Source organism: Streptomyces sp. NPDC030840, from assembly GCF_055572015.1.
In genome coordinates, this window is record NZ_JBVIEE010000004.1 from 64,668 (window position 1) to 91,020 (window position 26,353).

At 73.2% G+C, this 26,353-nt stretch carries 21 protein-coding genes; 15 read left to right on the forward strand and 6 right to left on the reverse strand.

What is annotated here, in order from left to right; all coding sequences use genetic code 11:
* The first annotated feature begins 85 nt into the window (after positions 1-85).
* Genes ACZ49J_RS10680 through cobI form a run of 7 tightly spaced genes read left to right on the forward strand, consistent with a single transcriptional unit; the run spans position 86 to position 11,043 of the window.
* Positions 86-1,027 (forward strand): cobalamin biosynthesis protein, encoded by a 942-nt coding sequence (locus ACZ49J_RS10680; protein ID WP_467451067.1) that lies wholly within the window; start codon positions 86-88, stop codon positions 1,025-1,027.
* The gene (locus ACZ49J_RS10685) at positions 1,024-2,532 is read left to right on the forward strand and encodes a cobyric acid synthase (protein ID WP_467451068.1); all 1,509 of its coding nucleotides are present in this window, start codon (positions 1,024-1,026) and stop codon (positions 2,530-2,532) included. Before ACZ49J_RS10680 ends, ACZ49J_RS10685 begins: the two co-directional genes overlap by 4 nt.
* Positions 2,529-6,182 (forward strand): cobaltochelatase subunit CobN, encoded by a 3,654-nt coding sequence (gene cobN / locus ACZ49J_RS10690; protein ID WP_467451069.1) that lies wholly within the window; start codon positions 2,529-2,531, stop codon positions 6,180-6,182. The genes ACZ49J_RS10685 and cobN overlap by 4 nt, the downstream gene beginning before the upstream one ends.
* Positions 6,179-8,194 (forward strand): putative cobaltochelatase, encoded by a 2,016-nt coding sequence (locus ACZ49J_RS10695; RefSeq protein ID WP_467451072.1) that lies wholly within the window; start codon positions 6,179-6,181, stop codon positions 8,192-8,194. The genes cobN and ACZ49J_RS10695 overlap by 4 nt, the downstream gene beginning before the upstream one ends.
* Positions 8,194-8,793: a cob(I)yrinic acid a,c-diamide adenosyltransferase gene (cobO, locus tag ACZ49J_RS10700; protein ID WP_467451073.1), complete on the forward strand. Its 600-nt coding sequence runs from the start codon at positions 8,194-8,196 to the stop codon at positions 8,791-8,793. The genes ACZ49J_RS10695 and cobO overlap by 1 nt, the downstream gene beginning before the upstream one ends.
* A 7-nt stretch (positions 8,794-8,800) precedes the next feature.
* Positions 8,801-10,315 (forward strand): cobyrinate a,c-diamide synthase, encoded by a 1,515-nt coding sequence (locus ACZ49J_RS10705; RefSeq protein WP_467451074.1) that lies wholly within the window; start codon positions 8,801-8,803, stop codon positions 10,313-10,315.
* Positions 10,312-11,043, forward strand: coding sequence for a precorrin-2 C(20)-methyltransferase (cobI, locus tag ACZ49J_RS10710; protein WP_467451075.1), 732 nt, complete (start codon positions 10,312-10,314; stop codon positions 11,041-11,043). The genes ACZ49J_RS10705 and cobI overlap by 4 nt, the downstream gene beginning before the upstream one ends.
* A gap of 23 nt (positions 11,044-11,066) precedes the next feature.
* On the opposite strand, the gene ACZ49J_RS10715 is transcribed toward cobI, so the two are convergent.
* Entirely contained in the window at positions 11,067-11,795 is a 729-nt protein-coding gene (locus tag ACZ49J_RS10715) for a ZIP family metal transporter (RefSeq protein WP_467451076.1), read from the reverse strand.
* Between the two features lie 165 nt (positions 11,796-11,960).
* On the opposite strand from ACZ49J_RS10715, the gene cobM reads away from it, so the two are divergent.
* The 6 genes from cobM to cobC are packed head-to-tail and all read left to right on the forward strand — an operon-like array spanning position 11,961 to position 18,461.
* Positions 11,961-12,854 (forward strand): precorrin-4 C(11)-methyltransferase, encoded by an 894-nt coding sequence (gene cobM, locus ACZ49J_RS10720; protein ID WP_467451077.1) that lies wholly within the window; start codon positions 11,961-11,963, stop codon positions 12,852-12,854.
* Positions 12,851-14,101, forward strand: coding sequence for a precorrin-6y C5,15-methyltransferase (decarboxylating) subunit CbiE (cbiE, locus tag ACZ49J_RS10725; RefSeq protein WP_467451079.1), 1,251 nt, complete (start codon positions 12,851-12,853; stop codon positions 14,099-14,101). The genes cobM and cbiE overlap by 4 nt, the downstream gene beginning before the upstream one ends.
* Complete coding sequence (cobJ, locus tag ACZ49J_RS10730) at positions 14,098-15,789, forward strand: precorrin-3B C(17)-methyltransferase (RefSeq protein WP_467451081.1); 1,692 nt, start codon at positions 14,098-14,100, stop codon at positions 15,787-15,789. Before cbiE ends, cobJ begins: the two co-directional genes overlap by 4 nt.
* 5 nt (positions 15,790-15,794) lie before the next feature.
* Positions 15,795-16,430 carry a precorrin-8X methylmutase gene (locus tag ACZ49J_RS10735; protein WP_467451331.1) on the forward strand — a complete coding sequence of 212 codons (636 nt, stop codon included), beginning with the start codon at positions 15,795-15,797 and terminating at the stop codon, positions 16,428-16,430.
* Entirely contained in the window at positions 16,427-17,374 is a 948-nt protein-coding gene (locus ACZ49J_RS10740; RefSeq protein WP_467451082.1) for a sirohydrochlorin chelatase, read from the forward strand. Before ACZ49J_RS10735 ends, ACZ49J_RS10740 begins: the two co-directional genes overlap by 4 nt.
* Positions 17,364-18,461: an Rv2231c family pyridoxal phosphate-dependent protein CobC gene (gene cobC / locus ACZ49J_RS10745; protein ID WP_467451084.1), complete on the forward strand. Its 1,098-nt coding sequence runs from the start codon at positions 17,364-17,366 to the stop codon at positions 18,459-18,461. The genes ACZ49J_RS10740 and cobC overlap by 11 nt, the downstream gene beginning before the upstream one ends.
* A gap of 788 nt (positions 18,462-19,249) precedes the next feature.
* Here cobC and ACZ49J_RS10750 read toward each other — a convergent pair.
* The 5 genes from ACZ49J_RS10750 to ACZ49J_RS10770 all read right to left on the reverse strand — a co-directional run bounded on the left by ACZ49J_RS10750 (position 19,250) and on the right by ACZ49J_RS10770 (position 23,959).
* Positions 19,250-20,155 carry an SCO1860 family LAETG-anchored protein gene (locus ACZ49J_RS10750; RefSeq protein ID WP_467451085.1) on the reverse strand — a complete coding sequence of 302 codons (906 nt, stop codon included), beginning with the start codon at positions 20,153-20,155 and terminating at the stop codon, positions 19,250-19,252.
* A 212-nt stretch (positions 20,156-20,367) separates the two neighbouring features.
* The gene (locus ACZ49J_RS10755) at positions 20,368-21,459 is read right to left on the reverse strand and encodes an amidohydrolase family protein (RefSeq protein WP_467451086.1); all 1,092 of its coding nucleotides are present in this window, start codon (positions 21,457-21,459) and stop codon (positions 20,368-20,370) included.
* A gap of 18 nt (positions 21,460-21,477) precedes the next feature.
* On the reverse strand, positions 21,478-22,272 hold the full coding sequence (locus tag ACZ49J_RS10760; protein ID WP_467451087.1) for an amino acid ABC transporter ATP-binding protein: 795 nt from the start codon (positions 22,270-22,272) through the stop codon (positions 21,478-21,480).
* Positions 22,269-23,117 (reverse strand): amino acid ABC transporter permease, encoded by an 849-nt coding sequence (locus tag ACZ49J_RS10765; protein ID WP_467451089.1) that lies wholly within the window; start codon positions 23,115-23,117, stop codon positions 22,269-22,271. The genes ACZ49J_RS10760 and ACZ49J_RS10765 overlap by 4 nt, the downstream gene beginning before the upstream one ends.
* Positions 23,114-23,959 carry a transporter substrate-binding domain-containing protein gene (locus ACZ49J_RS10770; protein ID WP_467451090.1) on the reverse strand — a complete coding sequence of 282 codons (846 nt, stop codon included), beginning with the start codon at positions 23,957-23,959 and terminating at the stop codon, positions 23,114-23,116. The genes ACZ49J_RS10765 and ACZ49J_RS10770 overlap by 4 nt, the downstream gene beginning before the upstream one ends.
* A gap of 202 nt (positions 23,960-24,161) precedes the next feature.
* Between ACZ49J_RS10770 and ACZ49J_RS10775 the strand changes: the two genes are divergently transcribed.
* Entirely contained in the window at positions 24,162-25,265 is a 1,104-nt protein-coding gene (locus ACZ49J_RS10775; protein ID WP_467451091.1) for a pyridoxal-phosphate-dependent aminotransferase family protein, read from the forward strand.
* 442 nt (positions 25,266-25,707) lie between these two features.
* Entirely contained in the window at positions 25,708-26,247 is a 540-nt protein-coding gene (locus ACZ49J_RS10780) for a DinB family protein (RefSeq protein ID WP_467451092.1), read from the forward strand.
* The last annotated feature ends 106 nt before the right edge of the window (positions 26,248-26,353 follow it).

Consider the following 26,353-nt stretch of genomic DNA (forward strand, 5'->3'; position numbering starts at 1 on the left):
GGACATATCGCCATGCTCGGCTGCCGATTGAGTGTCAGCACCACCGCCCTGCCGGAACCCGCGGCCACAGCGGTCGGCTGAACCGATGCGTGCCGATCGCGTGTTCGCGTACGGCGCCGCCGCCGGGCTCCTCGGTGACCTGCTCCTGGGCGATCCCCGCCGGGGGCACCCGGTCGCCGTGTTCGGGCGGGCCGCGGGTGCCGTGGAGCGGGTGTTGTGGCGGGACCACCGCGGGTGGGGCGCGCTGCACACCCTCGTGTGCGCCGGTGGCGCCGTCACGTTCGGAGCCGCCGCCGCTGGTGCCGTGAGAACGTCGTCCGCCGCCTCCGTCGCTCTGACCGGCGCGGCCACCTGGGCCGTCGTCGGGGGTACTTCGCTGGCGCGCGAGGCCAGGACCATCGGGCGTGCCCTGCGGACGGGGGACGTCGAGGGCGCCCGGACGCGGCTGCCGCATCTGTGCGGGCGGGACCCGCAGGCCCTCGACGCCGACGGGATCGCCCGGGCCGTCGTCGAGTCGGTCGCCGAGAACACGTCGGACGCCGTGGTGGGAGCCCTGGTGTGGGGTTCCGTCGCGGGAGTGCCGGGGCTGCTCGGGTTCCGGGCCGTCAACACCCTCGACGCCATGGTCGGCCACAAGTCGCCCCGCTACCGGCGCTACGGCTGGGCCTCCGCCCGGCTCGACGACCTCGCGGGGTGGCCGGGGGCCCGGCTCACCGCCGTCCTCGCCGCCGTGGCGGGCCCCGATCCCCGGGGGGCCGTTCGGGCGTGGCGAGCCGACGCGGGCCGGCACCCGAGTCCCAACGCCGGTCCCGTGGAGGCCTCGTTCGCGGGTGCCCTGGGGGTGCGGCTGGGCGGGACCCTGTCGTACGGCGGACGTGTGGAGCATCGGCCCGTGCTGAACGGGGAGGGGCGTGCCGTGGAGGTGGGCGACATCGAACGGGCCGTGCGCCTGTCACGGCGGGTGAGCTGGCTCGCGTTGGGGGCGGCCGTCGCCGTGAGGCTCGTCGCGAGGGGGCGGAAGGCATGAGCGGGGGTCTTCTCGTCGCCGGCACCACCTCGGACGCGGGCAAGAGCGTCGTCACCGCCGGGATCTGCCGGTGGCTGGTCCGGCAGGGCGTCAAGGTCGCGCCGTTCAAGGCGCAGAACATGTCCCTCAATTCGTTCGTGACGCGCGAGGGTGCCGAGATCGGGCGGGCGCAGGCCATGCAGGCCCAGGCCTGCCGGGTCGAGCCGACCGCGCTGATGAATCCCGTGCTGCTGAAGCCGGGAGGGGAGCAGAGCAGTCAGGTCGTGCTCCTCGGCAAGCCCGTGGGCGAGCTGAGCGCGCGCGGCTACCACGGCGGGCGGCAGCAGCAGCTCCTCGGCACCGTGCTGGACTGCCTCGCGGAGTTGCGGGGCACGTATGACGCGGTGATCTGTGAGGGCGCCGGTTCTCCCGCCGAGATCAATCTGCGGCGGACCGACATCGTGAACATGGGCATCGCCCGCAACGCCGGGCTTCCCGTCCTCGTCGTCGGCGACATCGACCGGGGCGGCGTCTTCGCGTCCTTCTTCGGGACCGTCGCCCTGCTGTCGCGCGAGGACCAGGCCCTGGTGGCCGGGTTCCTCGTCAACAAGTTCCGCGGGGACGTGTCCCTGCTGGAACCCGGCCTGGACATGCTGCACGGGCTCACCGGCCGCCACACGTACGGCGTCCTGCCCTTCCGGCACGGGCTCGGGATCGACGAGGAGGACGGGCTGAGGGTCTCCCTGCGGGGGACGGTACGGGAGTCGAACGTCGCCCCTCCGGTGGGTGAGGACGTGCTCCGGGTCGCCGTCTGCGCCATCCCCCTCATGTCCAACTTCACCGACGTGGACGCGCTGGCCGCCGAGCCGGGTGTCGTCGTGCGCTTCGTGGACCGGCCGGAGGAGCTGACGGACGCCGACCTGGTGGTGGTCCCGGGTACGCGCGGAACCGTACGGGCCCTCCAGTGGCTCAGGGAGCGCCGGCTCGCGGACGCCCTGGTCCGCAGGGCCGCGGAGGGACGCCCGGTCCTCGGCGTCTGCGGCGGCTTCCAGATCCTCGGCGAGCACATCGAGGACGAGGTCGAGAGCCGTCTGGGCCGCGTCGACGGGCTGGGGATCCTGCCCGTGCGGGTGCGGTTCGCCCGCGAGAAGACCCTCACCCGGCCGGAGGGGGAGGCCCTCGGCGAGCGGGTCGAGGGGTACGAGATCCATCACGGGGTCGCCGACGTCGTGGGTGGTGAGCCGTTCCTGGACGGCTGCCGGGTCGGCCAGACCTGGGGCACGCACTGGCACGGCTCGCTGGAGTCGGACGGTTTCCGGCGGGCCTTCCTGCGGGAGGTGGCCGCCGCCGCGGGCCGCCGCTTCGTACCGGCCCCCGACACGTCGTTCGCCGCGCTGCGCGAGGAACAGCTCGACCGGCTCGGCGACCTGATCGAGGAACACGCGGACACGGACGCGCTGTGGCGGCTCATCGAGTCGGGCGCGCCGCAAGGACTGCCTTTCATTCCACCGGGAGCGCCCGCATGAGCACAGTGTTGTTGTTGTCGACCGCCGACACCGATCTGCTGGCGGCCCGGGCCTCCGGTGCCTCCTACCGGATCGGCAACCCGACGCGGGTCGATGTCGCGGAGGAACTGCCGGGGCTGATCGAGGGCGCGGACGTCGCCGTCGTACGGCTGCTGGGCGGCAAGCGCGCCTGGGAGGACGGACTGGCCGCGCTCAGGGCGTCCGGCGTCCCGACCGTGCTGCTCGGCGGGGAGGCCGTGCCCGACGCGGAGTTGATGGCCGAGTCGTCCGTGCCGGCCGGTGTGGTGGCGGAGGCGCTGCGGTACCTCGTCGAGGGCGGGCCTGCCAACCTCACCGAGCTCGCCCGGTTCCTCTCGGACACCGTGCTGCTGACCGGCGAGGGCTTCGACGAGCCGCGGAAGATGCCGGAGTACGGCGTGCACGGCGAGCGGGCCCTCACCGAGGGCCGCCCCACCGTGGGCGTGCTCTTCTACCGGGCCCACGAGCTGAGCGGCAACACCGCCTTCGTGGACACGCTGTGCGACGCCATCGAGGCGCGCGGCGCCAACGCCCTGCCGGTGTACTGCGGTTCGCTGCGCGGCGCGGACGCCGGGCTGTACGAGCTCCTCGGGCGGGCCGACGCGCTCGTCGCCACCGTGCTCGCGGCCGGCGGCACGCACGCCTCTCAGGCGTCGGCGGGCGGTGACGAGGAGTCCTGGGACATCGGGGCGCTCGCCGACCTGAACATCCCGGTGCTGCAGGGGCTCTGCCTCACCTCCTCGCGCGCCGCCTGGGACGAGTCCGACGCCGCCCTCTCCCCCATGGACGCGGCGATGCAGGTCGCGATCCCGGAGTTCGACGGGCGGCTGATCACGGTCCCCTTCTCCTTCAAGGAGCAGGGCCCCGACGACGTCCCGGTGTACGTCGCCGACCCCGAGCGGGCCGCGCGGGTCGCCGGGATCGCCGTACGGCACGCGCGGCTGAGGCACAAGCCGAACACGGAGAAGAAGCTGGCGCTGGTCTTCACCGCCTATCCGACCAAGCACTCCCGGGTCGGCAACGCGGTCGGGCTGGACACGCCCGCGTCGGCGGTACGCGTGCTCGACGCGCTGCGGGACGCCGGGTACGGCCTGACCCAGTACCCCGACAACGGCGACGAGCTCATCCACCGCCTCATCGAGGCCGGCGGTCACGACGTCGAGTGGCTGACGGAGGAGCAGCTGGCCGCCGCGCCCGCGCGCGTGCCGCTGGCCGACTACCGGGCGTGGTTCGACAAGCTCGACCCGGAGCTGCGGGACGCGATGACCGAGGCGTGGGGCGAGCCGCCGGGCAGCCTGTACGTCGACGGGGACGAAATCGTGCTCGCCTCCCTGCAGTTCGGGAACGTCGTCGTGATGATCCAGCCGCCGCGCGGCTTCGGCGAGAGCCCGATCGCGATCTACCACGACCCCGACATGCCGCCCTCACACCACTACATGGCGGCGTACCGGTGGCTGGAGAACAGTTTCGGCGCGGACGCGATCGTGCACATGGGCAAGCACGGCACGATGGAGTGGCTGCCGGGCAAGGGGCTCGGGCTGAGCGGGAGTTGCGCGCCGGACGCCGTGCTCGGCGAGCTGCCGCTGGTCTACCCCTTCATCGTCAACGACCCCGGCGAGGGCACCCAGGCCAAGCGCCGCGGGCACGCCACGGTCGTCGACCACCTCGTCCCGCCCATGGCGCGTGCCGACACCTACGGCGACCTCGCCAAGCTGGAACAGCTCCTCGACGAGTACGCGCTCGTGTCCGACCTGGACCCGGCGAAGGCCCCGGCCGTCCGGGCGCAGATCTGGACGCTGGTCAAGGCGGCCGAGCTGCACCACGACCTGCACGTCGACGAGCAGCCCGAGGACGACGACTTCGACGAGTTCGTCATGCACATCGACGGCTATCTGTGCGAGATCAAGGACGTGCAGATCCGCGACGGCCTGCACATCCTCGGTGGCGGGCCGGTGGGCGAGCCGCGCGTCAACCTCGTGCTCGCCGTGCTGCGCGCCTCCCAGGTGTGGGGCGGGCAGGCGAACGCCCTGCCGGGGCTGCGCGCCTCGCTGGCCGCTCATTTCGGCCTGGTGGAGAAGGAGTTGCTCGCCGAGCCGGGTGCTCCGGTGAAGGTGCCGGTCGAGCTGACGGACCGGGTGGACGGCCCGTCCCGTACGGCCGCCGACGCCGTGGACCTGCTGGAGCAGCTGTGCCGGCGGGTCGCGGAGGGCATGGAGGAGCGCGGGTGGGACGCGGCGGCCGTGCCGTCCCTGGTGCGGGACGTGCTCGGCACCGAACTCCCCGACGCCGTCGCCGTGCTGGAGTTCGCGTGCACCGAGGTCGTGCCGCGGCTGGAGAGGACCACCGACGAGATCGGGCACATCCTGCGTGCCCTCGACGGTGGTTATGTCCCGGCGGGCCCCTCGGGCTCGCCCACGCGCGGGCTCGTCAACGTCCTGCCGACCGGCCGCAACTTCTACTCGGTCGACCCCAAGGCCATTCCGTCCCGGCTGAGCTGGGAGGTCGGGCAGTCGCTGGCGGACTCGCTGGTCGCCCGCTATCTGCAGGACACCGGTGAGTACCCGAAGTCCGTCGGCCTCACCGTCTGGGGCACGTCCGCGATGCGCACCCAGGGCGACGACATCGCGGAGATCCTGGCGCTGCTCGGCTGCCGCCCGGTCTGGGACGACGCCTCGCGCCGGGTGACCGGGTTCGAGGTCGTGCCGCTGGCGGAGCTCGGCCGGCCGCGCATCGACGTCACGGTCCGCATCTCCGGGTTCTTCCGGGACGCGTTCCCGCACGTGGTGGGCCTGATCGACGACGCGGTGCGGGCGGTGGCGGAGCTCGACGAGCCCGTCGGCCAGAACTACGTGAAGGCCCACGCCGACGAGGACACCGCCGAGCACGGCGACCGGCGGCGCGCGACGGCCCGGGTCTTCGGGTCCAAGCCGGGCGCGTACGGGGCCGGTCTGCTGCCGCTGATCGACGCCCGCAACTGGCGCTCCGACGCCGACCTCGCCGAGGTGTACGCGGTGTGGGGCGGTTACGCGTACGGGCGCGGGCTCGACGGGCGGGCGGCGCGCGGGGACATGGAGACGGCGTTCCGGAGGATCGCGGTCGCCGCGAAGAACGTCGACACCCGCGAGCACGACCTCGTCGACGCGGACGACTACTTCCAGTACCACGGCGGCATGGTGGCCATGGTCCGGCACCTGACGGGCGCGAGCCCCGAGGCGTACGTCGGTGACTCGGCCACGCCAGACCAGGTGAAGACCCGCACGCTCGGCGAGGAGACCCACCGCGTCTTCCGCGCCCGCGTGGTCAATCCGCGCTGGATGGCCGCGATGCGGCGCCACGGCTACAAGGGCGCCTTCGAGATGGCGGCGACCGTCGACTACCTCTTCGGGTACGACGCCACGGCCGGGGTCGTCGACGACTGGATGTACGAGAAGCTCAGCGCCGAGTACGTCTTCGACGCGGAGAACCGGGACTTCATGAAGAAGTCCAACCCCTGGGCGCTGCGCGGCATCACCGAGCGGCTGCTGGAGGCGGCGGACCGGGGGCTGTGGGCGGAGCCGGACGCGGACACGCTGGAGCGGCTGCGCGCCACCTACCTGGAGCTGGAGGGCGACTTGGAGGGCGACGAGAAGTGAGTGTTCCGTTTCCGTTCACGGCCGTCGTCGGCCAGGACGACCTGCGGCTCGCGCTGCTGCTGAACGCGGTGTCGCCCGCGGTGGGCGGCGTGCTGGTGCGGGGTGAGAAGGGCACCGCCAAGTCCACGGCGGTGCGCGCCCTGTCGGCGCTCATGCCTCAGGTGGACGTCGTCGCCGGGTGCCGCTTCTCGTGCGACCCGGCGGCCCCGGACCCCGCGTGCCCGGACGGGCCGCACGAGACGGGCGCGGGCGCGTCCCGTCCGGCCCGCATGGTGGAGCTGCCCGTCGGCGCCTCCGAGGACCGGCTCGTGGGCGCGCTGGACATCGAGCGGGCGCTCTCCGAGGGCGTGAAGGCCTTCGAGCCGGGGCTCCTCGCGGACGCGCACCGGGGGATCCTCTACGTCGACGAGGTCAACCTGCTGCACGACCACCTGGTCGACCTGCTGCTGGACGCAGCCGCGATGGGCGCGTCGTACGTGGAACGCGAGGGCGTGTCCGTACGGCATGCCGCGCGGTTCCTGCTCGTCGGGACCATGAACCCCGAGGAGGGCGAGCTGCGGCCGCAGCTGCTCGACCGGTTCGGGCTGACCGTGGAGGTCGCGGCCTCGCGGGAGCCCGAGCAGCGGGTGGAGGTCGTACGGCGGCGGCTCGCCTACGACGACGACCCGGCCGGTTTCGCCGCTCGCTGGGCCGACGAGGAGGCCGCCGTACGGGCCCGGATCGTGGCCGCGCGGGAGCTGCTGCCGTCGGTGCGGCTCGGCGACGGGGCGCTGCGGCAGATCGCGGCGACGTGTGCGGCCTTCGAGGTGGACGGCATGCGGGCCGACATCGTGATGGCCCGTACGGCGACCGCGCTGGCCGCGTGGGCCGGGCGGACCGACGTGCTCGCCGAGGACGTACGGCAGGCCGCGCTGCTCGCGCTGCCGCACCGGCGGCGGCGGAACCCCTTCGACGCGCCGGGGCTCGACGAGGACAAGCTCGACGAGACCCTGGAGGAGTTCGGGGAGCCGGAGGACGACGATCCGGACCCCGACGGGCCCGGCGGGGGCGGTCCGGGCGATGGCGGCCAGCCGCCGCAGGACGGCTCCGACGGTCCTGAAGGCGGCGACACGGGCGCACGGCCCGAGACCGGGGAGGGCGGGGAACCGCAGAACTCGGGTGCCGGTTCGGGCGAGCAGCAGCCCGTACGCGCCTCCGAGCCCTTTCGTACGAAGGTGCTGAGCGTGCCCGGCCTCGGCGAGGGTGCCGCCGGGCGGCGTTCGCGGGCGCGGACCGAGCACGGGCGGACCACGGGCGCCCGGCGGCCGCAGGGGGCGCTCACGAAGCTGCACCTGGCGGCGACCGTGCGGGCCGCCGCGCCCCATCAGCGGGCGCGGGGCCGGTCGGGGCCCGGGCTGGTCGTGCGCCGGGACGATCTGCGGCAGGCCACGCGTGAGGGGCGCGAGGGGAACCTCGTGCTGTTCGTCGTGGACGCCTCCGGGTCGATGGCGGCACGGCAGCGGATGAGCGCCGTGAAGGGGGCTGTGCTGTCGTTGCTGCTGGACGCGTACCAGCGGCGGGACAAGGTGGGGCTGGTGACGTTCCGGGGGTCGGCGGCGGAGGTCGCCCTGCCGCCCACGTCGTCGGTGGACGCGGCGGCGGCCCGGCTGGAGTCGCTGCCCACGGGTGGGCGGACGCCGCTCGCGGCCGGGCTGCTTCGTGCGCACGAGGTGCTTCGGGTGGAGCGGCTGCGGGATCCGGCCCGGCGGGCGCTGGTCGTCGTGGTGACGGACGGGCGGGCCACCGGCGGCCCGGAGCCTGTCGCGCTCGCGGGGAAGGCGGCCCGGCTGTTCGCGGCCGAGGGTGTCGCGTCCGTGGTCGTGGACTGCGAGTCGGGGCCGGTGCGGCTGGGGCTGGCCGGGCAGCTCGCGGGTGAGCTGGGCGGTACGGCGGTGACGCTCGACGAGCTGCGGGCGGACTCGATCGCCGGGCTGGTGAAGGAAGTTCAGGGAAGTTCGAGGAGGGCCGCGTAGTGCCGCAGGGGCAGCCGAGTGTGGTGCCGGACGACGGTCTGACGACTCGTCAGCGCCGTAACCGGCCTCTTGTCGTCGTCCACACGGGAATCGGGAAGGGCAAGTCGACCGCTGCCTTCGGGCTCGCTCTGCGCGCCTGGAACCAGGGGTGGCCCATCGGGGTGTTCCAGTTCGTCAAGTCGGCCAAGTGGAAGGTCGGCGAGGAGAACGCGCTGCGCGTACTGGGCGCGTCCGGTGAGGGCGGGTCCGTCGACTGGCACAAGATGGGCGAGGGCTGGTCGTGGGTCCAGCGCGACGATCAGATGGACAACGAGGAGAAGGCCCGGGAGGGCTGGGAGCAGGTCAAGCGGGATCTGGCGGCCGAGACGTACAAGCTGTACGTGCTCGACGAGTTCGCGTACCCGATGCACTGGGGATGGGTGGACACCGACGAGGTCGTCGACGTGCTCCGCGACCGGCCCGGGACCCAGCACGTCGTGATCACCGGGCGGAACGCGCCTGAGAAGCTCGTCGACTTCGCCGATCTCGTGACCGACATGTCCAAGGTCAAGCACCCGATGGACGCGGGCCAGAAGGGCCAGAGGGGCATCGAGTGGTGATGTTCTCGTGACGTCCTCGTCGTCCGTGCCCCGGCTGGTCGTCGCCGCGCCGGCCTCCGGCAGCGGCAAGACCACCGTCGCCACGGGGCTGATGGCCGCGTTCGCCGCGCGGGGGCTCGCCGTGTCCCCGCACAAGGTGGGGCCGGACTACATCGATCCCGGGTATCACGCGCTCGCCACCGGGCGGGCGGGGCGGAACCTCGACGCGTACCTGTGCGGGCCGGAGCTGGTCGGGCCGCTGTTCGCGCACGGGGCGCGCGGGTGTGATCTCGCGGTCGTCGAGGGTGTGATGGGGCTGTACGACGGGGCCGCGGGCGAGGGCGAACTCGCGTCCACCGCTCACGTCGCGAAGCTCCTGCGGGCGCCGGTCGTGCTGGTCGTCGACGCGTCGTCGCAGTCGCGGTCGGTGGCGGCGCTGGTGCACGGGTTCGCGTCGTGGGATCCGCAGGTGCGGGTCGGGGGCGTGATCCTGAACAAGGTGGGGTCGGACCGGCACGAGGTCTTGCTGCGGGAGGCGCTGGACTCCGTCGGAGTGCCGGTGTTCGGGGTGCTGCGGCGGGCCGAGCAGGTGGGTACGCCTTCGCGGCACCTGGGACTGGTGCCGGTCGCGGAGCGGCGGGCTGCCGCTGTCGAGGCCGTGGACGCCATGGCGGGGCAGGTGGCTTCGGGGTGCGACCTGGAGGGGCTGCTTGCGCTGGCGCGGACCGCGGGGGCGTTGCCGGGTGCGGCTTGGGACGCGGCTGAGGTGCTTGGTTCTTCGCCCCCGTCGCCCCTTCCCGTTCCCGACCTCGGGGGCTCCGCCTCCGAACCCCCGTATCGGCCTGAACGGCCTCGTCCTCAAACTCCCCCACTCTCGGCTTCGCTCGAGCGGGGGGACCCCCACGACGGGCTGGGGGGTGCGGACCGGCCTGATGGCGAAAGGCCGGTCGTCGCCTTCGCCGGTGGGCCCGCCTTCACGTTCTCCTACGCCGAGCATGCCGAGTTGCTCTCCGCCGCGGGCGCTGACGTCGTCATCTTTGATCCCCTGCGTGACGAGCAACTGCCCGACGGCGCCCGTGGGCTGGTCATCGGTGGCGGGTTCCCCGAGGTGTACGCCGCCGAGCTGTCCGCCAACGAACCCCTGCGCAAAGCCGTCGCCGCCCTCGCGGAGAGCGGTGCTCCCGTCGCCGCCGAGTGCGCGGGGCTGCTGTATCTGTGCCGGGAACTCGACGGGCAGCCGATGTGCGGGGTGCTCGACGCCGGGGCCCGGATGTCCGAGCGGCTCACGCTCGGGTACCGGGACGCGGTCGCCGTGAGCGACAGCGTCCTCGCCCCCACCGGGACCCGGATGCGGGGGCACGAGTTCCACCGGACCGTGGTCGAGCCGGGGGCGGGGGCGGATCCCGCGTGGGGCGTGCGGGCGCCGGACAGGCGCGTCGAAGGTTTCGTGCAGCGAGGCGTGCACGCGAGTTATCTGCACACCCACTGGGCGTCCTCGCCCGGTGTGGCCCGTCGGTTCGTGGAGAGGTGCCGGACGTCATGAGCAGCAGGCTGATCGGAGTCGGGGTCGGGCCCGGTGATCCCGAGCTGGTGACCGTCAAGGGAGTCAACGCCCTGCGGGCGGCCGGCGTAGTCGTCGTACCCGTCATGGACACCGGTGAGCCCGGACGGGCCGAGGCCACCGTGCTGCACTACGTGCCGGAGGAGAAGGTCGTACGGGTCGTGTTCGCGCTCAACGAGCGCACCGACCGGGAGCGGCGCGAGGCCGCGTGGGACGCCGCCGGGCGGCGGGTGGCCGAGCTGCTCGGAACGTACTCCTCCGTCGCCTTCGCCACCATCGGTGACCCGAACGTGTACTCGACGTTCACCTATCTCGCGCAGACGATCGTGGAGTTGGTGCCCGGGGTCGGTGTCGAGACCGTGCCCGGGATCACCGCCATGCAGGACCTCGCCGCCCGGTCCGGTGCCGTCCTGACCGAGGGAACCGAACCGCTGACGCTCGTGCCGGTGACCGCGGGAGCCGCCGCGCTGAAGGAGGCGCTGGGCGGGCCCGGCACGGTCGTCGCGTACAAGTTCGGGCGGCAGGCGCGGGAGGTGGCCGAGGCGCTGCGGGAGAGCGGACGGGCCGAGGGCGCCGTGTGGGGGTCCGCGCTCGGGCTGCCCGAGGAGTCCATCCGGTCCGCCGGCGAGCTCGGCGACGGCCCCCTTCCCTACCTCTCCACCCTCATCGCGCCCGCCCGGCGCGACGGCGGACGCGGCGGGAAGTTGTGAGCCGCACCGGTTCGAGAGCGGGGTCAGCCCGCCACTCCCACCACCAGCCAGATGAAGCCCGCGCCCGTCACCGTCGCCAGCAGGGTGGATCCCGCCGGGTGCTCGTGGTGTGCCTCGGGGAGGATCTCGGCGGCGGCGAGGTACAGCAACGCCCCGCCGAAGAAGCCGAGGTAGCAGCCGAGCGCCTGCTCGGGGATGGTGAACAGCAGGGTCGAGGCCGCGCCGGCCACGGGCGCCGCCGCGTCCGCGAACAGCATCACGAGGGCCCGGCGGCGGGCGTTCCCGTACAGGCTGGTGATCGTGTACGTGTTGAAGCCGTCCGCGAAGTCGTGGGCGATCACCGCGAGCGCCACGGCCGCGCCCATGCCGCCGCCCACCTGGAAGGCGGCGCCGATCGCGATGCCGTCCATCGCGCTGTGGCCGACCATCGCGGCGGCGGCCGTGAGACCGACCTCGGGAGTGCGGCCGTTCTTCTCCTCGGCCCCGTGCGCCGCCTGACGGGCCGCCAGCAGGCGTTCCACCATGTGGGCCAGCAGGAAACCGGCCACGAAGAGCAGCAGGGCCGCCGGTACGCCGTGGATCTCTTCGCCGGCCGCCTCCAGTGCCTCCGGCAGCAGGTCCAGGCCGACCACGCCCAGCATCAGGCCGCCGGCCAGGCCCAGCACCAGGTGACGGCGGTCCGTCACGCGCTGTGCCGTCCAGCCGCCGGCCAGCGTCATCAGGAACGCGCCGAGCGCGACGAAGACCGCCATGTGCCCTTGCTATCCGATCGGCGGGCGTTCACGTACGCGGCGCCCCGCACGACCCGCCACTCGCCCTAGGGCGAGAGCGGGCACCACCCCGAGCAGCGCCCGGCGTCACCCCCCCAGCACCACCCCCGAGCAGTACCAGCACCACCCCAGAGAGGACCGATCCCCATGGCCGATGCCCCCGCCGGCAAGGTGACCTTCGTCGGTGCCGGCCCCGGCGCCGCCGACCTGCTGACGTTCCGTGCCGCACGCGCGATCGCGGAGGCGGACGTCGTGATCTGGGCGGCCAGCCTCGTGCAGGCGGAGGTCCTCGACCACGCGCGCGAGGGTGCTCAGATCCTGGACTCGGCGACGATGTCGCTGGAGGACGTCGTCGCCGTGTACGAGCGCGCCCGCGAGGAAGGGCTGAAGGTCGCCCGTATCCACTCCGGTGACCCGGCCCTGTGGGGCGGCACGCAGGAGCAGCTCGACCGGTGTGCCCGGATCGGGATCGCGACCGAGGTCGTGCCCGGGGTGTCGTCCTTCTCGGCCGTGGCCGCGCTCGCCCAGCGGGAGCTGACCGTTCCCGAGGTCGCCCAGTCCGTGGTGCTGACCCGGCTCGGTGGCGGCAAGACGCCCATGCCGCCGGGTGAGGAGGTGCGGGAGTTCGCGCGGCACGGCACGACCATGGCGGTCTTCCTGTCCGCGGCCCGCAGCGGCCAGCTGGTGCGGGAGCTCCTTGAGGGCGGCTATCCGACCGGCACGCCGGTGATCGTCGCGTACCAGGCCACCTGGCCCGAGGAACTGGTCGTGAAGTGCACGATCGGGACGCTGGAGGAGACCGTGAAGGAGCACAAGCTGTGGAAGCACACGCTGTTCCTGGTCGGCCCGGCCCTTGACGCGCACGGCACGCGTTCGCACCTGTACCACCCGGGCCACTTCCACGGCTACCGGAAGGCCGACCCCGCGGCGCGCAGGGCCCTGCGTGAGGCGCGGCGGGACACGGCGGCAAGGGACACGGAGGCAACGCAGACCGCGGCAAGGGACACGGCCGAGGGTGCCGGGCGAGGGGCCACGCCGTGATCACCGTCATCGGTACGGGGACGGGGGCGCCCCTCACCCCGGACGCCAAGAAGGCGCTGGCCGGGGCGGCGCTGGTCGTGGGGGCGCGCAGGCATCTGGAGGCCTCGGCGCTGCCGAGCACGGTCGAGCGGGTCGTCCTCGGCCCGCTGGCGCCCGCCCTGGACGCGATCCGGGAGCACCTGGAGAAGGACGAGGAGCGGCGGATCGTCGTCCTCGCCTCGGGCGACCCCGGCTTCTTCGGGATCGTCCGGGTGCTGGCCCAGCGGTTCGGGTCGCGGCGCCTCGACGTGCGGCCGGGTGTGTCGTCCGTCGCCACCGCCTTCGCGCGGGCCGGGCTCACCTGGGACGACGCGGTGGTGGTGAGCGCGCACGGACGTGACCTGCGGACCGCGCTGAACGTGTGCCGGGCCCAGCCGAAGGTGGCGGTGCTGACGGGGCCCGGCTCCGGGCCCGCCGAACTGGGCGCGGGGCTCCGGTCGAGCGGGCGTGTCCTCGTGGTGGCGTCCGCGCTGGGCGACCCCCGGCGGGAGCGGATCGAGCGGGTCACACCGGCCGAGGCCGCGAGCCGCGGGTGGGGCCCCGCGGTGAACGTCGTGCTGTGCCTGGACGAGAAGCGGACGGTCGCCCCGCCGCGCACCGTGGCCGGGCCCGCGCCCCGGCCCGCCGGATGGGCCCTGGACGAGGAGGCGTTCGCCCACCGCGACTCGATGATCACCAAGTTCGAGGTGCGGGCGCTGGCGCTGGCCCGGCTCGGCCCGCGCCTCGGCGACCTGGTCTGGGACATCGGCGCGGGCTCCGGTTCCGTGGCCGTGGAGTGCGCTCGGCTGGGGGCCGCCGTGGTCGCGGTCGAGAAGACGCCGGACGGCGTGGAGCGGGTCCGCGCCAACGCGGCCGCGCACGGCGTCGACGTCCAGGTCGTGCACGGGGCGGCGCCCACCGTGCTGTCCGATCTCGACGATCCGGACGCCGTGTTCGTCGGCGGCGGGGGGCGCGAGCTGCCCGCCATCGTCACCGCCTGCGCCCGGCGCGCCCGGCGGACCGTGGTGGTCGCCATGGCGGCGCTCGACCGGGTTCCCGCAGTGCGGGAGGCGCTCGCCGGCGCCGGATTCGCGTGTGACGGCGTCCTGTTGCAGTCGTCGCGGCTGGCGCCGCTGCCGGGCGACGTGACCCGGCTGGCGGCGACCAACCCCGTCTTCCTGCTGTGGGGCGTGAGGCCTCCGGCACGTACCGAAGGAGTAGCCCAGTGATCGGCCTGATTTCCGCCACGGCGGCGGGCGCGGCCGCCCGTGACCGGCTGGCCGCTGCGTGGCCGGAGCGCACACGCGTGTACGACGGTCCCGTACGGGATGCCGTGCGGCGGGCGTTCGGGGAGTGCGAGCAGTTGGTGTGCTTCCTCGCGACGGGCGCGGTGGTCCGGCTTCTCGCCCCGCTGCTCGGCGACAAGGCGTCCGATCCGGGGGTGGTGTGCGTGGACGAGGCCGGGCGGTTCGCCGTGTCCCTCGTCGGCGGGCACGGGGGCGGCGCCAACGAACTCGCCGTGGAAGTGGGCGAGTTGCTCGGTGCGGAGCCGGTGGTGACGACCGCGACAGACGCGGTGGGCGTGCCGGGGCTCGACACGCTCGGGTGGCCCGTGGAGGGCGATGTCGCCGGGGTGACACGTGCTCTGCTGGACGGTGAGCCGGTCGTGCTGGAGACCGAGGTGGCCTGGCCGTTGCCTCCGCTGACGGTGGCGGACCGGGGTTCGTACGTCATCCGCCTCACCGACCGGGCCGTCGAGCCCGCCCGGCACGAGGTCGTCCTGCGTCCGCCGTCCCTCGTCGTCGGGGTGGGCGCCTCCCGGGGTGCTCCCGTGGAGGAGGTCCTCGGGCTCGTCGAGGGCGCCCTGCGGGACGCGGGGCTGTCCGTCCGCAGCGTGGCCGAGCTCGCGACCGTGGACGCCAAGGCCGGTGAGCCCGGCATCGTCGGGGCGGCCGAACGGCTCGGGGTGCCCGTGGTGACGTACACCGCTGAGGAGTTGGCCCTCGTCCAGGTGCCCAACCCGTCGGACGCGCCGCTCGCCGCCGTCGGCACGCCGTCCGTGGCCGAGGCCGCGGCCCTGGTGCGCGGTGGTGAACTCCTCGTCCCGAAGCGGAAGTCCGAGCGCGCGGACGGCCGTCCCGCCATGGCGACCTGTGCCGTCGTACGGCGGCCGGGGCGCGGGCGGCTCGCCGTCGTCGGCCTCGGTCCCGGCGCCCGTGACCTGCTCACCCCCCGCGCCCGGGCCGAACTGCGCCGCGCGTCCGTGCTCGTGGGCCTCGACCAGTACGTCGACCAGATCCGCGACCTGCTCCGGCCCGGCACCCGGATCCTGGAGTCGGGGCTCGGCGCCGAGGAGGAGCGGGCGCGTACGGCGGTCGCCGAGGCCCGGCGCGGGCAGGCGGTCGCGCTGATCGGCAGCGGGGACGCGGGGGTGTACGCGATGGCGTCGCCCGCGCTGGCGGAGGCGTCCGACGACATCGACGTGGTGGGTGTGCCCGGTGTCACGGCGGCGCTCGCGGCCGGCGCGATCCTGGGCGCTCCCCTCGGCCACGACCACGTGTCGATCAGCCTGTCCGACCTCCACACCCCGTGGGAGGTCATCGAGCGGCGGGTGCGGGCCGCGGCGGAGGCCGACATCGTCGTGACGTTCTACAACCCCCGCAGCCGTGGCCGGGACTGGCAGCTGCCGAAGGCGCTCGCGATCCTCGCGGAGCACCGGGAGCCGACGACTCCGGTCGGTGTCGTCCGCAACGCCTCACGGCCCGACGAGTCCAGCCGTCTGACGACGCTGGAGGCGCTGGACCCGGCGACCGTCGACATGATGACGGTCGTGACCGTCGGCAACACGGCGACCAGGGAGATCGCGGGGCGCATGGTGACGCCCCGTGGTTACCGATGGCAGGAGGAGGCCCAGTGAGCCAGGTGTTCCCCGAGGGCCGGGTCGTGCACCCGATCGAGGCGGAGTCCTTCCGGCGGCTGCGCGCCCGCCTGGACACCTCCCCCTTCCCGCCGCTGACCCGCGCGGTGGTGGAGCGGGTGATCCACTCGGCGGCCGATCTCGAGTACGCGACCGACCTCGTCATGGACGAGGGCGCGCTGGAGACGGCGCATGCCGCGCTGCACGCCGGGGCGCCGGTCGTCGTCGACGTGGAGATGGTCGCGGCGGGCATCACGCGCCGCGAGACCGTGTGCCGTCTCAAGGACGCGAAGTCCGGCCCGGGGCTGACGCGTTCGGCCCACGCGGTCCGGCTGGCGTACGAGGAGGTGGGCCCCGGAGCGCTGTGGGTGATCGGCTGTGCGCCCACCGCTCTGGAGGAACTGCTCACCCTGGACGCCCGTCCGGCGCTCGTCATCGGGCTGCCCGTCGGTTTCGTGGGCGCGGCCGAGTCCAAGGCAGCGCTGCGCGAGAGCGGGCTGCCCGCCGTCAGCAACGTCTCCGAGAAGGGTGGTTCGGCGGTCGCGGCAGCCGCGTTGAACGCCCTGCTGTACCACCCCGTATCGTCACCCACCACATCATTCACATCCCCCGTATCGCCCGTCTCGAAGGAGAAGTCGTGACCACCCCGTCCCCCGCCCTGCTCATCGCCGGTCACGGCACCCGGGACGACGCGGGCGCCGAGGCGTTCCGTTCCTTCGTACGGGAGCTGGGGCTCCGGCACCCCGAACTGCCCGTGGCGGGCGGGTTCATCGAGCTGTCCCCGCCGCCGCTCGGGGAGGCGGTGGCCGAGCTGGTGGAGCGCGGGGTGCGCCGTTTCGCCGCCGTGCCGCTGATGCTGGTGTCCGCCGGGCACGCCAAGGGGGACATCCCGGCGGCGCTGGCCCGCGAGAAGGAGCGCCACCCCGGGATCTCGTACGCGTACGGGCGCCCGCTGGGCCCGCACCCGTCGCTGCTGAACGTGCTGGAGCGGCGCCTGGACGAGGCGCTGGGCGGCGAGGGCCGTACTCCGGGGGACCGGGCCGATGTGACGGTACTGCTGGTCGGGCGGGGGTCCACGGACCCCGACGCCAACGCCGAGGTGCACAAGGCGGCGCGGCTGCTGTGGGAGGGGCGCGGGTACGCCGGTGTGGAGACGGCGTTCGTGTCGCTGGCGGCGCCGGATGTGCCGGCGGGCCTGGACCGGTGCGCGATGCTGGGCGCCCGGCGGATCGTGGTCCTGCCCTACTTCCTGTTCACGGGCGTCCTCCCGGACCGGGTGCGCCAGCAGACCGAGGGCTGGGCGGCCGCCCACCCCGAGGTCGAGGTGCTCTCGGCCGACGTCATCGGTCCCGAGCCGGAACTCCTCGACCTGGTGATGGAGCGGTACGAGGAGGCGGTGAAGGGCGACCTGCGCATGAACTGCGACTCGTGTGTGTACCGGATCGCGCTGCCGGGCTTCGAGGACAAGGTGGGCGTGCCGCAGCAGCCGCACTACCACCCGGACGACGACGGCCATCACGACCACCACGGTCACCACCACGGACATCATCACCACGGGGGGCACGCACACTCGCATGCGCACTGAACACGACGGCGGGCGCCCCGGCCCCGGTGGCGGCCACGACCTGCGGCACCACGGTGACGCCGAGGTCCGGGACGACGGGGCCGCGCTCACCGATCTCGCGGTGAACGTCCGCGCGGACACGCCTCCGGCGTGGCTGCGGGACCGCATCGCCGAGTCGCTGGCCGGGACGGGCCTCGCCGCCTACCCGGACGGCCGGGCCGCGCGGGCGGCGGTGGCGGCGCGGCACGGGCTGCCCGTGGAGCGGGTGCTGCTGACGGCGGGCGCGGCGGAAGCGTTCGTGCTGCTGGCGCGGGCCCTGAAGGTACGTCACCCCGTCGTGGTCCACCCGCAGTTCACGGAGCCGGAGGCGGCGCTGCGGGATGCGGGACATACGGTGGGCCGGGTGCTGCTGCGTGCGTCGGACGGGTTCAGGCTGGACCCGGGGGCCGTGCCCGAGGACGCGGACCTGGTGGTGATCGGCAACCCGACGAACCCGACATCGGTGCTGCACCCGGCGGGGATCGTCCGCGAACTCGCCCGGCCGGGGCGGACGTTGGTCGTGGACGAGGCGTTCATGGACGCCGTGCCGGACGAGCGTGAGGCGCTGGCGGGGCGGTCGGACGTACCTGGTCTCGTCGTTCTGCGCAGCCTCACCAAGACGTGGGGGCTGGCGGGGCTGCGGATCGGTTACGTACTGGCGGCGCCGGAGACGATAGCCGAGCTGGAGCGCGCCCAGCCGCTGTGGCCAGTGTCGACGCCCGCCCTCGCGGCGGCGGAGGCGTGTGTGTCGGCGGGGGCGCTGGCGGAGGCGGCTGCCGCGGCGCGGCGCATCGCCTTGGACCGGGCCCATCTCGTGGCCGGGCTGCGGGAGTTCGCGTCGGACGGGCTTGTGCTCGCCGAGCCCGCGGAGGGGCCGTTCGTGCTGGTGCGGCTTCCGCGTGCCGCGCGTGTACGGCACCACCTTCGGGATCTCGGCTTCGCCGTGCGTCGTGGGGACACGTTTCCCGGGCTCGATGAGGAGTGGCTGCGGGTGGCGGTGCGGGATCGGGTGACGGTGAACCGGTTTCTGCAGGCGCTGGACAGGGCGGTGACGTTGGCGGGGCGCTGAGGGGTTCGGTGGGGTGGGTTGTTCTCGCCCCCGCCGCCCCTACCCGTCCCATCCCCAGGGGCTCCGCCCCTTCGACCCCGCCAAGGGGGCCGCGCCCCCTGGACCCCCGTCCCTCTGGGGCTCCGCCCCGGACCCCGTTTCGGGGGCCGGCCCCCGGACCCCCGCTCCTCAAACGCCGGAGGGGCTGGATGGTGCGCGGCGGCGCTGGATGCATGCGGGGGCTGGATGGCGGCGGCAGGGTGGATGGTGCGGGCGGCGCTGGCACATGCGAGGCCGGGCTGGAGCGTGCGGGGTGCGCTGCACATGCGGGGCCGGGCTGAAGCGTGCGGGGTGCGCTGCACATGCGGGGCCGGGCTGGAGCGTGCGGGGTGCGCTGCACATGCGGGGCCGGGCTGAAGCGTGCGGGGCGCGCTGCACATGCGGGGCCGGGCTGAAGCGTGCGGGGCGCGCTGCACATGCGGGGCCGGGCTGAAGCGTGCGGGGCGCGCTGGCACATGCGAGGCCGGGCTGAAGCGTGCGGGGCACGCTGGCACATGCGAGGCCGGGCTGGGATTTCCCGCTGGGGCTGGGGGTTCCGGCTGGGGCTGGGGTTTTCCGGCTGGGGCTGGGATTTTCCGGCTGGGGCTTGAGTTTTCAGCCGAGGCCAGGCATATCCAGCCCGTCCGGCGTTTGAGGACGAGGCCGTCAGGCCGATGCGGGGGTCTGGGGGCGCAGCCCCCAGGGACAGGATGGGACGGGTAGGGGCGGCGGGGGCGAGGAAAAACCGGCCCCCGCCCCGGCCCCCGCCCTCAGCCCTTCCCCCTCCGCGCCACCGCCACCGCTCCCCCACCCACCGCGAGCAGCGCGACCGCCCCACCGGCGATGTACGGCGTCATCGAGTTGCCCCCGGTCTCCGCGAGGTCGGACCCGGAGCCGCCACCCTGCGGCTTCACCTCGGACACGGAGTCGGAGTCGGAGTCGGACGGCGAGGACGCCGCCGGCGACTCGCAGGTCGCGCCCGCCAGCGTGACCGTCCCCTCCACCTCGGCCACGTTCAGCTTCAACGGGTTGATGGACACCTTGAGTTCGAGGGCCGTCGCGGCGGCCGTACGGGACGTGGTCCCCGTACGGGAGAGGTCGAGGGTGACCTCCCCGACCCCCGGCACCTTGACCTCCGTCGTACCGCCCGCGGAGACCGTGACCTTCTTGCCGAGCACCGTCACCGCGCCCGCCACGTCGGACTCGGCCACCGGCTTCCGGCCCGCCTCGCACGTCGCGCGGGACGTCACGCTCTCCAGCTCGATCAGGGAGAGGAGCGGAAGACCCGGAACGTGGATCTTCGCGCCCGCGAGGTCGGTGCGGCCCTCGGCCTCCGTCGCGGACTCCGTCGCCTTCGCCGTGGCCACGTCCGCGCGCAGCACGCGGAACGGGCGGCCTCCGTCCACCCCGTCCAGCCGCGCGCTCAGCGTGCTCCGCTCGGCGTCCGCCGGTGCCTGCACCTCGTTGAGCGAGACCGCGAGGGGGACGTTCACGGTCTTGTTCGCCAGGTGCACGTCGAGTCCGGTGCGGAGCACGACGGCGCTCGCGCGACCGTGGTCCTCGGTCGCGTGGGCGGCGCCCGCGCCGGCCAGGACCGCGGGACCGGCGGTCATGACCGTGGCCGCCGCGGTGGCGGCCCAACGGCGTGCGGGCAGGCGGAAGTTGTTGCCGTTCAAGGGTGGGCTCCCAGGGAAGTATCGCTTCGGGACCCCGCAAGAATCGCGGACGGAGAGTGAACCGTCAGCAATCTGACGGGAGTTCACCCCTACGTGACGTTTCCGTGCACACCTTCGAATCCCTTGGCACGCACGTTCTCCACAGTCACCCCGGCCACCACGGGCCGGTTACCACGGCCCGGTCACCGCCGCCCGGCGACCTGCGCACCCTTTCAGCCGACCACCCTCCCGTTCAGCACCACGCGTCGCGGCGCCGCCAGCACCCGTACGTCGGCTCGCGGGTCGCTGTCGTAGACCACCAGGTCCGCGGGCGCCCCCTCGTCCAGCCCGGGACGGCCGAGCCAGCTGCGGGCGCCCCACGCCGTCGCCGACAGGGCCTGGACGGGCGGGATGCCCGCGGTGACCAGTTCGGCGACCTCCGCGGCCACCAGCCCGTGGGCGAGCGAGCCCCCGGCGTCGGTGCCGACGTACACCGGGATCCCGGCGTCGTACGCGGAGCGCACCGTGTCGTAGCGGCGTTCGTGCAGCCGCCTCATGTGCGCCGACCAGCGCGGGTACTTCCGCTCGCCGCCCTGCGCGAGACGCGGGAACGTCGCGATGTTCACCAGGGTGGGGACGATGGCGACGCCGCGGGAGGCGAAGAGGGGGATCAGGTCCTCGGTGAGGCCCGTCGCGTGCTCGATGCAGTCGATGCCCGACTCGACCAGGTCCTTCAGGGAGTCCGTCGCGAAGCAGTGGGCCGTGACGCGGGCGCCGAGGCGGTGGGCCTGAGCGATCGCCGCCTCGACGGCGTCCCGGGGCCAGCAGGCGGACAGGTCGCCGAGGTCCCGGTCTATCCAGTCGCCCACCAGCTTGACCCAGCCGTCGCCGCGCCGGGCCTCCTGGGCGACGTAGGCGACCAGTTCGTCCGGCTCGATCTCGTGCGCGAAGTCGCGGATGTAGCGGCGGGTGCGGGCGATGTGCCGGCCCGCCCGGATGATCTTCGGGAGGTCGTCGCGGTCGTCGATCCAGCGGGTGTCGGAGGGCGAGCCGGCGTCCCGGATCAGCAGGGTGCCCGCGTCGCGGTCCGTGACGGCCTGCTTCTCGGAGACGTCGTCGGGGACGGGGCCGTGGGTGTCGAGGCCGACGTGGCAGTGCGCGTCGACCAGGCCCGGCAGCGCCCAGCCCTCGACCGTACGCACGTCACGGGCACCGGCGGGGCGGTCGTAGGAGATCCTCCCGTCGACGACCCAGAGTTCGTCCCGGACGTCGTCGGGCCCCACCAGGACCCGCCCCTTCACGTGCAGCACCGTGCGATCGTTCATGCACCGCACCCTAATGACCTACTGGTCCGTCTTGCCCACCTGGTCCGATGTCTCCTCCGTCACCTCGGCCATGGCCGGGTCCAGGAGCCGGGAGAGGAAGTGGCGGGTGCGTTCGTGGCGGGGGTCGCCGATCACCTGTGCCGGGGCGCCCTCCTCCACGATCACGCCGCCGTCCATGAAGACGACCCGGTCGGCGACCTCCCGCGCGAAGCTCATCTCGTGGGTGACGACCATCATCGTCATGCCCTCGTTCGCGAGCATGCGCATGACGCCGAGGACATCGCCCACCAGCTCCGGGTCCAGCGCCGACGTCGGCTCGTCGAAGAGCATCACCGCGGGCCCCATGGCGAGCGCGCGGGCGATGGCGACGCGCTGCTGCTGGCCGCCCGAGAGGGAGGACGGGTAGGCGCCCGCCTTGTCCGAGAGCCCCACCCGCTGGAGGTTGTCCGCGGCCACCCGGGCCGCCTCCGCCTTGTCGCGCTTCAGCACCCGGCGCTGCGGCAGCGTGAGGTTCTCGGTCACCGTCAGGTGCGGGAACAGGTTGAACTGCTGGAAGACCATGCCGATACGGCGGCGTACGGCGTCGATGTCCACGTCCGGGTCGGTGACCTCGGTGCCGCCGACGAAGACCTGGCCCTTGTCCGGCTCCTCCAGCAGGTTGACGCACCTGAGCAGCGTCGACTTGCCCGAGCCGGACGGGCCGATGACACAGACGACCTCGCCCTGCTCGATCTCCAGGTCGATGCCCCGCAGGACCTCGTTCGCGCCGAACGACTTGTGCAGTCCGCGGACCTGGATCTCCGGTTCGCTCATTTCACGGCCTCCTGGGCCTTCGCCTCCATGCGGCGTACGACGAAGCCGAGCGGGATCGTGACCAGCAGATAGCACAGGCCGGCTACGAGGATCGGCGTGGAGTTGGCCGTCTGGCTGGCCAGGTCGCGGCCGAACTTGGACAGTTCGCGCTCCTGAAGGGTGACGCCGAGGAACAGCACCAGCGAGGAGTCCTTGAAGAGCAGGACGAGTTCGTTGGTGAGCGGCGGGAGGATGATCCGGAACGCCTGCGGGATGATGATCGAGACCATGGCCCGCGCGGGCGAGAAGCCCAGTGAACGGGCCGCCTCCATCTGCCCCTTGGGCACCGCCTGGATGCCCGCGCGGATCGTCTCGGCCATGTACGCGGCGGCCACCAGGCCGAGCGCGAGGGCGACCTTGCCGTACGTGCCGCCGACGATCTCCGTGCCCGGGAACGCCAGCGGCACCGCCACGCCGATGAAGATGAAGATCAGCAGGGCGGGCAGGCCGCGGAAGATCTCGATGTAGACGCCCGCGAGCCAGCGGTACGGGCCCACCGACGACAGCCGCATCAGCGCGATCACCATGCCGAGCACCAGCCCGACGGCGAAGCCGGTCACGGTGTAGAGCACGGTGTTCTTCAGCGCCAGGGTGATGACGTCCGGGAACATCCGCTCGGCGATGTCCGTCTGCGCGAACTGGTTCTGCAACTGGCCCCAGTCGGCCGTGACCGCGAAGGCGATCACGGCCACGACGAAGACGGCGTACTGGACGCCGCGCGACAGGCTGCGCTTCTGGCGCCGGGTCAGGCCCTTCCGCTTGGGCCCGCCCCTCACCTCTGTCACCTCTGTCCTCGTGCCGGTCATGAGGCGGAGGGCGACGCCACGGACGCGTCGTAGGGACCGATCCACCGCTCGTACAGCTTCTTGTACGTGCCGTCGCTCTGCGCCTGCTTGAGCGCCTTGTTGATGGCGGCGAGAAGCTTGGTGTTGCCCTTCTTGACGGTGAAGCCGTACTGCTCACCGGTGTTGATGTTGTCGGCGACCTCGAAGGCGGCGGCGTTGGCCTTGTCCTTCATCCAGCCCTGGACGACGGGGTAGTCGATGACGACGGCCTGGACCTGGCCGGTGCGCAGCCCGTTGAGGACGGCGTCGGAGGACTCGAAGGAGGTCGCATCGAGCCCCTTGCTCTGGGCGTACTCCTCGCCGGTGGTCTGTGCCTGGGCGCCGACCTTCTTGCCCTTGAGGTCGGCGAAGGAGCCGATGCCGCTCTTCTTGGTGGCGAGGACGGCCTGGGTGGCGTCGAAGTACGGGTCGGAGAAGTCGACGTTCTTCTTGCGTTCCTCGGTGATCGTCATACCGGCCGCGGCGAGGTCGCACTCGCCGGAGTTGAGGAAGGCGCCCGTCTTGAAGTTCTCGAAGGGGGTGTCGAGGATCTGCTGCTTCACCCCCAGGTCCTTGGCCACGAGGTCGATCAGCGAGACGTCGAAGCCCTGCACCTTGCCGTCGATCTCCGACTGGAAGGGCGGGTACGGCAGGTGGGTGCAGGTGGTCAGCTGACCGGCCTTCACCAGGGTGACCCCGCCGGCGGCGGTCTTCGTGCCGCTGCCGCCGTCGTCCGTCGAAGTACAGCCGGCGACGAACAGCAGGCCGGCCGTCGCGGTGGTGGCGGCCAGGATGCGGGTCCGGCGTCCGGGGACCGAGTTCACGGGGACCTCCAGTGAGACAACGAATGGTTCCGATTATAAGGAAAGCTTGGGTCCCCCCAAATCATTCCCATGGTCATCGAGCGGCACCACCTGCGACTTATCGGCACAGCTCGCGCGGTTACGCTCGAACCTGGTCAGCATGCACATGCGGATCAGCGACCGGACCAAGCCATGCCTACCCCCGAGCGAGGAGAGCACCCCCGTGACACACCCCTTTCTGGATCTGGCCCCGATGAGCGCCGCGCGCTTCGCCGCGATCGAGGACCGGGTGGCTCGGCTGCTGGCCACCGAACAGGACGTGGTGATCACACAGGGGGAGGCGCTCCTGCCCCTGGAAGGCGCGATCCGTGGCGCCGCGGGCCCCGGCACGACCGCCCTGAACGTGATCACCGGCCCCTACGGACAGACCTTCGGGAACTGGCTGCGGGACTGCGGGGCGAGGGTCATCGACCTGGCGGTGCCCTTCCACACGGCGGTCACCGCCGAGCAGATACGTGCCGCGTTCGCCGAGCACCCCTCGATCGACTTCGTGTCACTGGTGCACGCGGAGGCGGCGACCGGGAACACCAACCCGGTGGCGGAGATCGGTGCGGTGGTCCGGGAGCACGGCGCCCTCTTCTACCTGGACGCGGTCGCCTCGATCGCGGCGGAGCCCGTGCTGCCGGACGCGTGGGGTGTGGACCTGTGCGTGATCGGGGCGCAGAAGGCGATGGGCGGCCCGGCCGGGGTGTCCGCGATCTCGGTGAGCGAGCGGGCGTGGGCGCGGATGGCCGCGAACCCGGGGGCTCCGCGGCGCTCGTACCTCTCCTTGCTGGACTGGAAGGAACGGTGGATCGACGGCGGACGCCGTGCCCTGCTGCACGCGCCCGCCCAGCTGGAGATGCTCGCGCTGGAGGCGTGTGTGGAGCGCATCGAGGCGGAGGGGCTGGCCTCGGTGATGGGCCGTCACGCCTCGGCGGCGGCGGCCACGCGGGCGGGGGCGCTCGCGCTGGGCGGAGGGCTGGAGCCGTACGTGTACGAGGCCGTGGACGCGGCTCCGGTGGCAACGACGTTGCGGGTTCCCGCCGATGCCGACGCCTCCGAGGTGGTCGCGAAGGCGCTGGCCGCCGATCCGTCCGTGCCGCTGGCGGCGGGGGGCGGCGCCCTCGCGCGGGAGATGATCCGCGTGAACCACTACGGTCCGGACGCCACGGTGGAGGTTGTCCGGGCGGCCCTTGCCGCGATCGGCGGTGCGCTGGCGGAGACGGGGGTCACGGTGGACGTGGAGGCGGCTCGGGGTGCGGTGGCGGAGGCGTGGCCGGTCTAGGGCGTCGGCGCGTGGGGCGCTCTCGGGCCTGGTGGACGAGGCGGCCATGGACGTGGTGCCAGTGGTCTCCGGCTCGGGCAAGCGGTGCTTCGGAGCGGTCGATGCCCGGCATCTGCGGGGCTGTCGGGGCGGTTACAGCGGTGAGCGCGCTGGGGTGCTGCGTGTTTCTCGCCCCCGCCGCCCCTACCCGTCCCATCCCCAGGGGCGCTGCCCCTTCGACCCCGCTCGGGGCTCCGCCCCGGACCCCGCTCCTCAAACGCCGGAGGGGCTGATTCTCAGCCCCTCCGGCGTTTGAGGACGAGGCCGTCAGGCCGACAGCGGGGGTCTGGGGGCGCAGCCCCGAGGGGACGGGAATGGGTAGGGGCGGCGGGGGCGGGAAACAATCCCGCCGCCCCGCCGCCGGAGCGTGCCGCCCCGCCGGCACCTCTGCCATGATCCCCGCATGAACACCACCACCAGCGGCGACATAGCCGTTCAGACCCTCCCCGACGGCCGCCCCATCCCCCTCATGACCGGAGACGAGCGGCCCATGCTGGAGAGCTGGCTCGCCTTCCACCGCGCCACACTGGCGCTGAAGTGCGCGAACCTGGAGGACGCCCAGTTAAGGACGGCGTCGGCCGAGCCGTCGGGGCTCACCCTGCTGGGGCTCGTACAGCACCTCGCCGAAGTGGAACGCACCTGGTTCCAGCGCGTACTGGCCGGCCTTGACGTACCCCGCCTGTTCGGCCCCACCGGATTCGAGCTCGACCCCGGTCGCGGCATCGACGAGGCGCTCGCGGTGTGGCGCGAGGAGGTGGCGCGCGGTGAGGAGCTGTCCGCCGGGCGCTCCCTCGACGACACGGGACGGATCGCGGACGGCCCGATGGCCGGACTGGAGGTCAGCCTCCGCTGGATCCTGATCCACCTGATCGAGGAGTACGCGCGCCACAACGGCCACGCGGACATCGTCCGCGAGCGCATCGACGGAGTCACCGGGTCCTGAGACCGCCCGCAACCGGTCGCCGCACCCCGCTCCACAGGGCGGGGTGCGGAAATTCACATATACTGTTCACTCAAATGCAATAAACCAATTCAGCGCAGCTTCCCAT

What these genes read in the sequence shown, in the direction of transcription:
- ACZ49J_RS10680 (WP_467451067.1), top strand. Translation starts at nt 86, where the DNA reads ATGCGTGCCGATCGCGTGTTCGCGTACGGCGCCGCCGCCGGGCTCCTC.
- ACZ49J_RS10685 (WP_467451068.1), top strand. Translation starts at nt 1,024, where the DNA reads ATGAGCGGGGGTCTTCTCGTCGCCGGCACCACCTCGGACGCGGGCAAG.
- cobN (WP_467451069.1), top strand. Translation starts at nt 2,529, where the DNA reads ATGAGCACAGTGTTGTTGTTGTCGACCGCCGACACCGATCTGCTGGCG.
- cobI (WP_467451075.1), top strand. Translation starts at nt 10,312, where the DNA reads ATGAGCAGCAGGCTGATCGGAGTCGGGGTCGGGCCCGGTGATCCCGAG.
- ACZ49J_RS10715 (WP_467451076.1), bottom strand. Translation starts at nt 11,795, where the DNA reads ATGGCGGTCTTCGTCGCGCTCGGCGCGTTCCTGATGACGCTGGCCGGC.
- cobM (WP_467451077.1), top strand. Translation starts at nt 11,961, where the DNA reads ATGGCCGATGCCCCCGCCGGCAAGGTGACCTTCGTCGGTGCCGGCCCC.
- cobC (WP_467451084.1), top strand. Translation starts at nt 17,364, where the DNA reads ATGCGCACTGAACACGACGGCGGGCGCCCCGGCCCCGGTGGCGGCCAC.
- ACZ49J_RS10755 (WP_467451086.1), bottom strand. Translation starts at nt 21,459, where the DNA reads ATGAACGATCGCACGGTGCTGCACGTGAAGGGGCGGGTCCTGGTGGGG.
- ACZ49J_RS10760 (WP_467451087.1), bottom strand. Translation starts at nt 22,272, where the DNA reads ATGAGCGAACCGGAGATCCAGGTCCGCGGACTGCACAAGTCGTTCGGC.
- ACZ49J_RS10765 (WP_467451089.1), bottom strand. Translation starts at nt 23,117, where the DNA reads ATGACCGGCACGAGGACAGAGGTGACAGAGGTGAGGGGCGGGCCCAAG.
- ACZ49J_RS10780 (WP_467451092.1), top strand. Translation starts at nt 25,708, where the DNA reads ATGAACACCACCACCAGCGGCGACATAGCCGTTCAGACCCTCCCCGAC.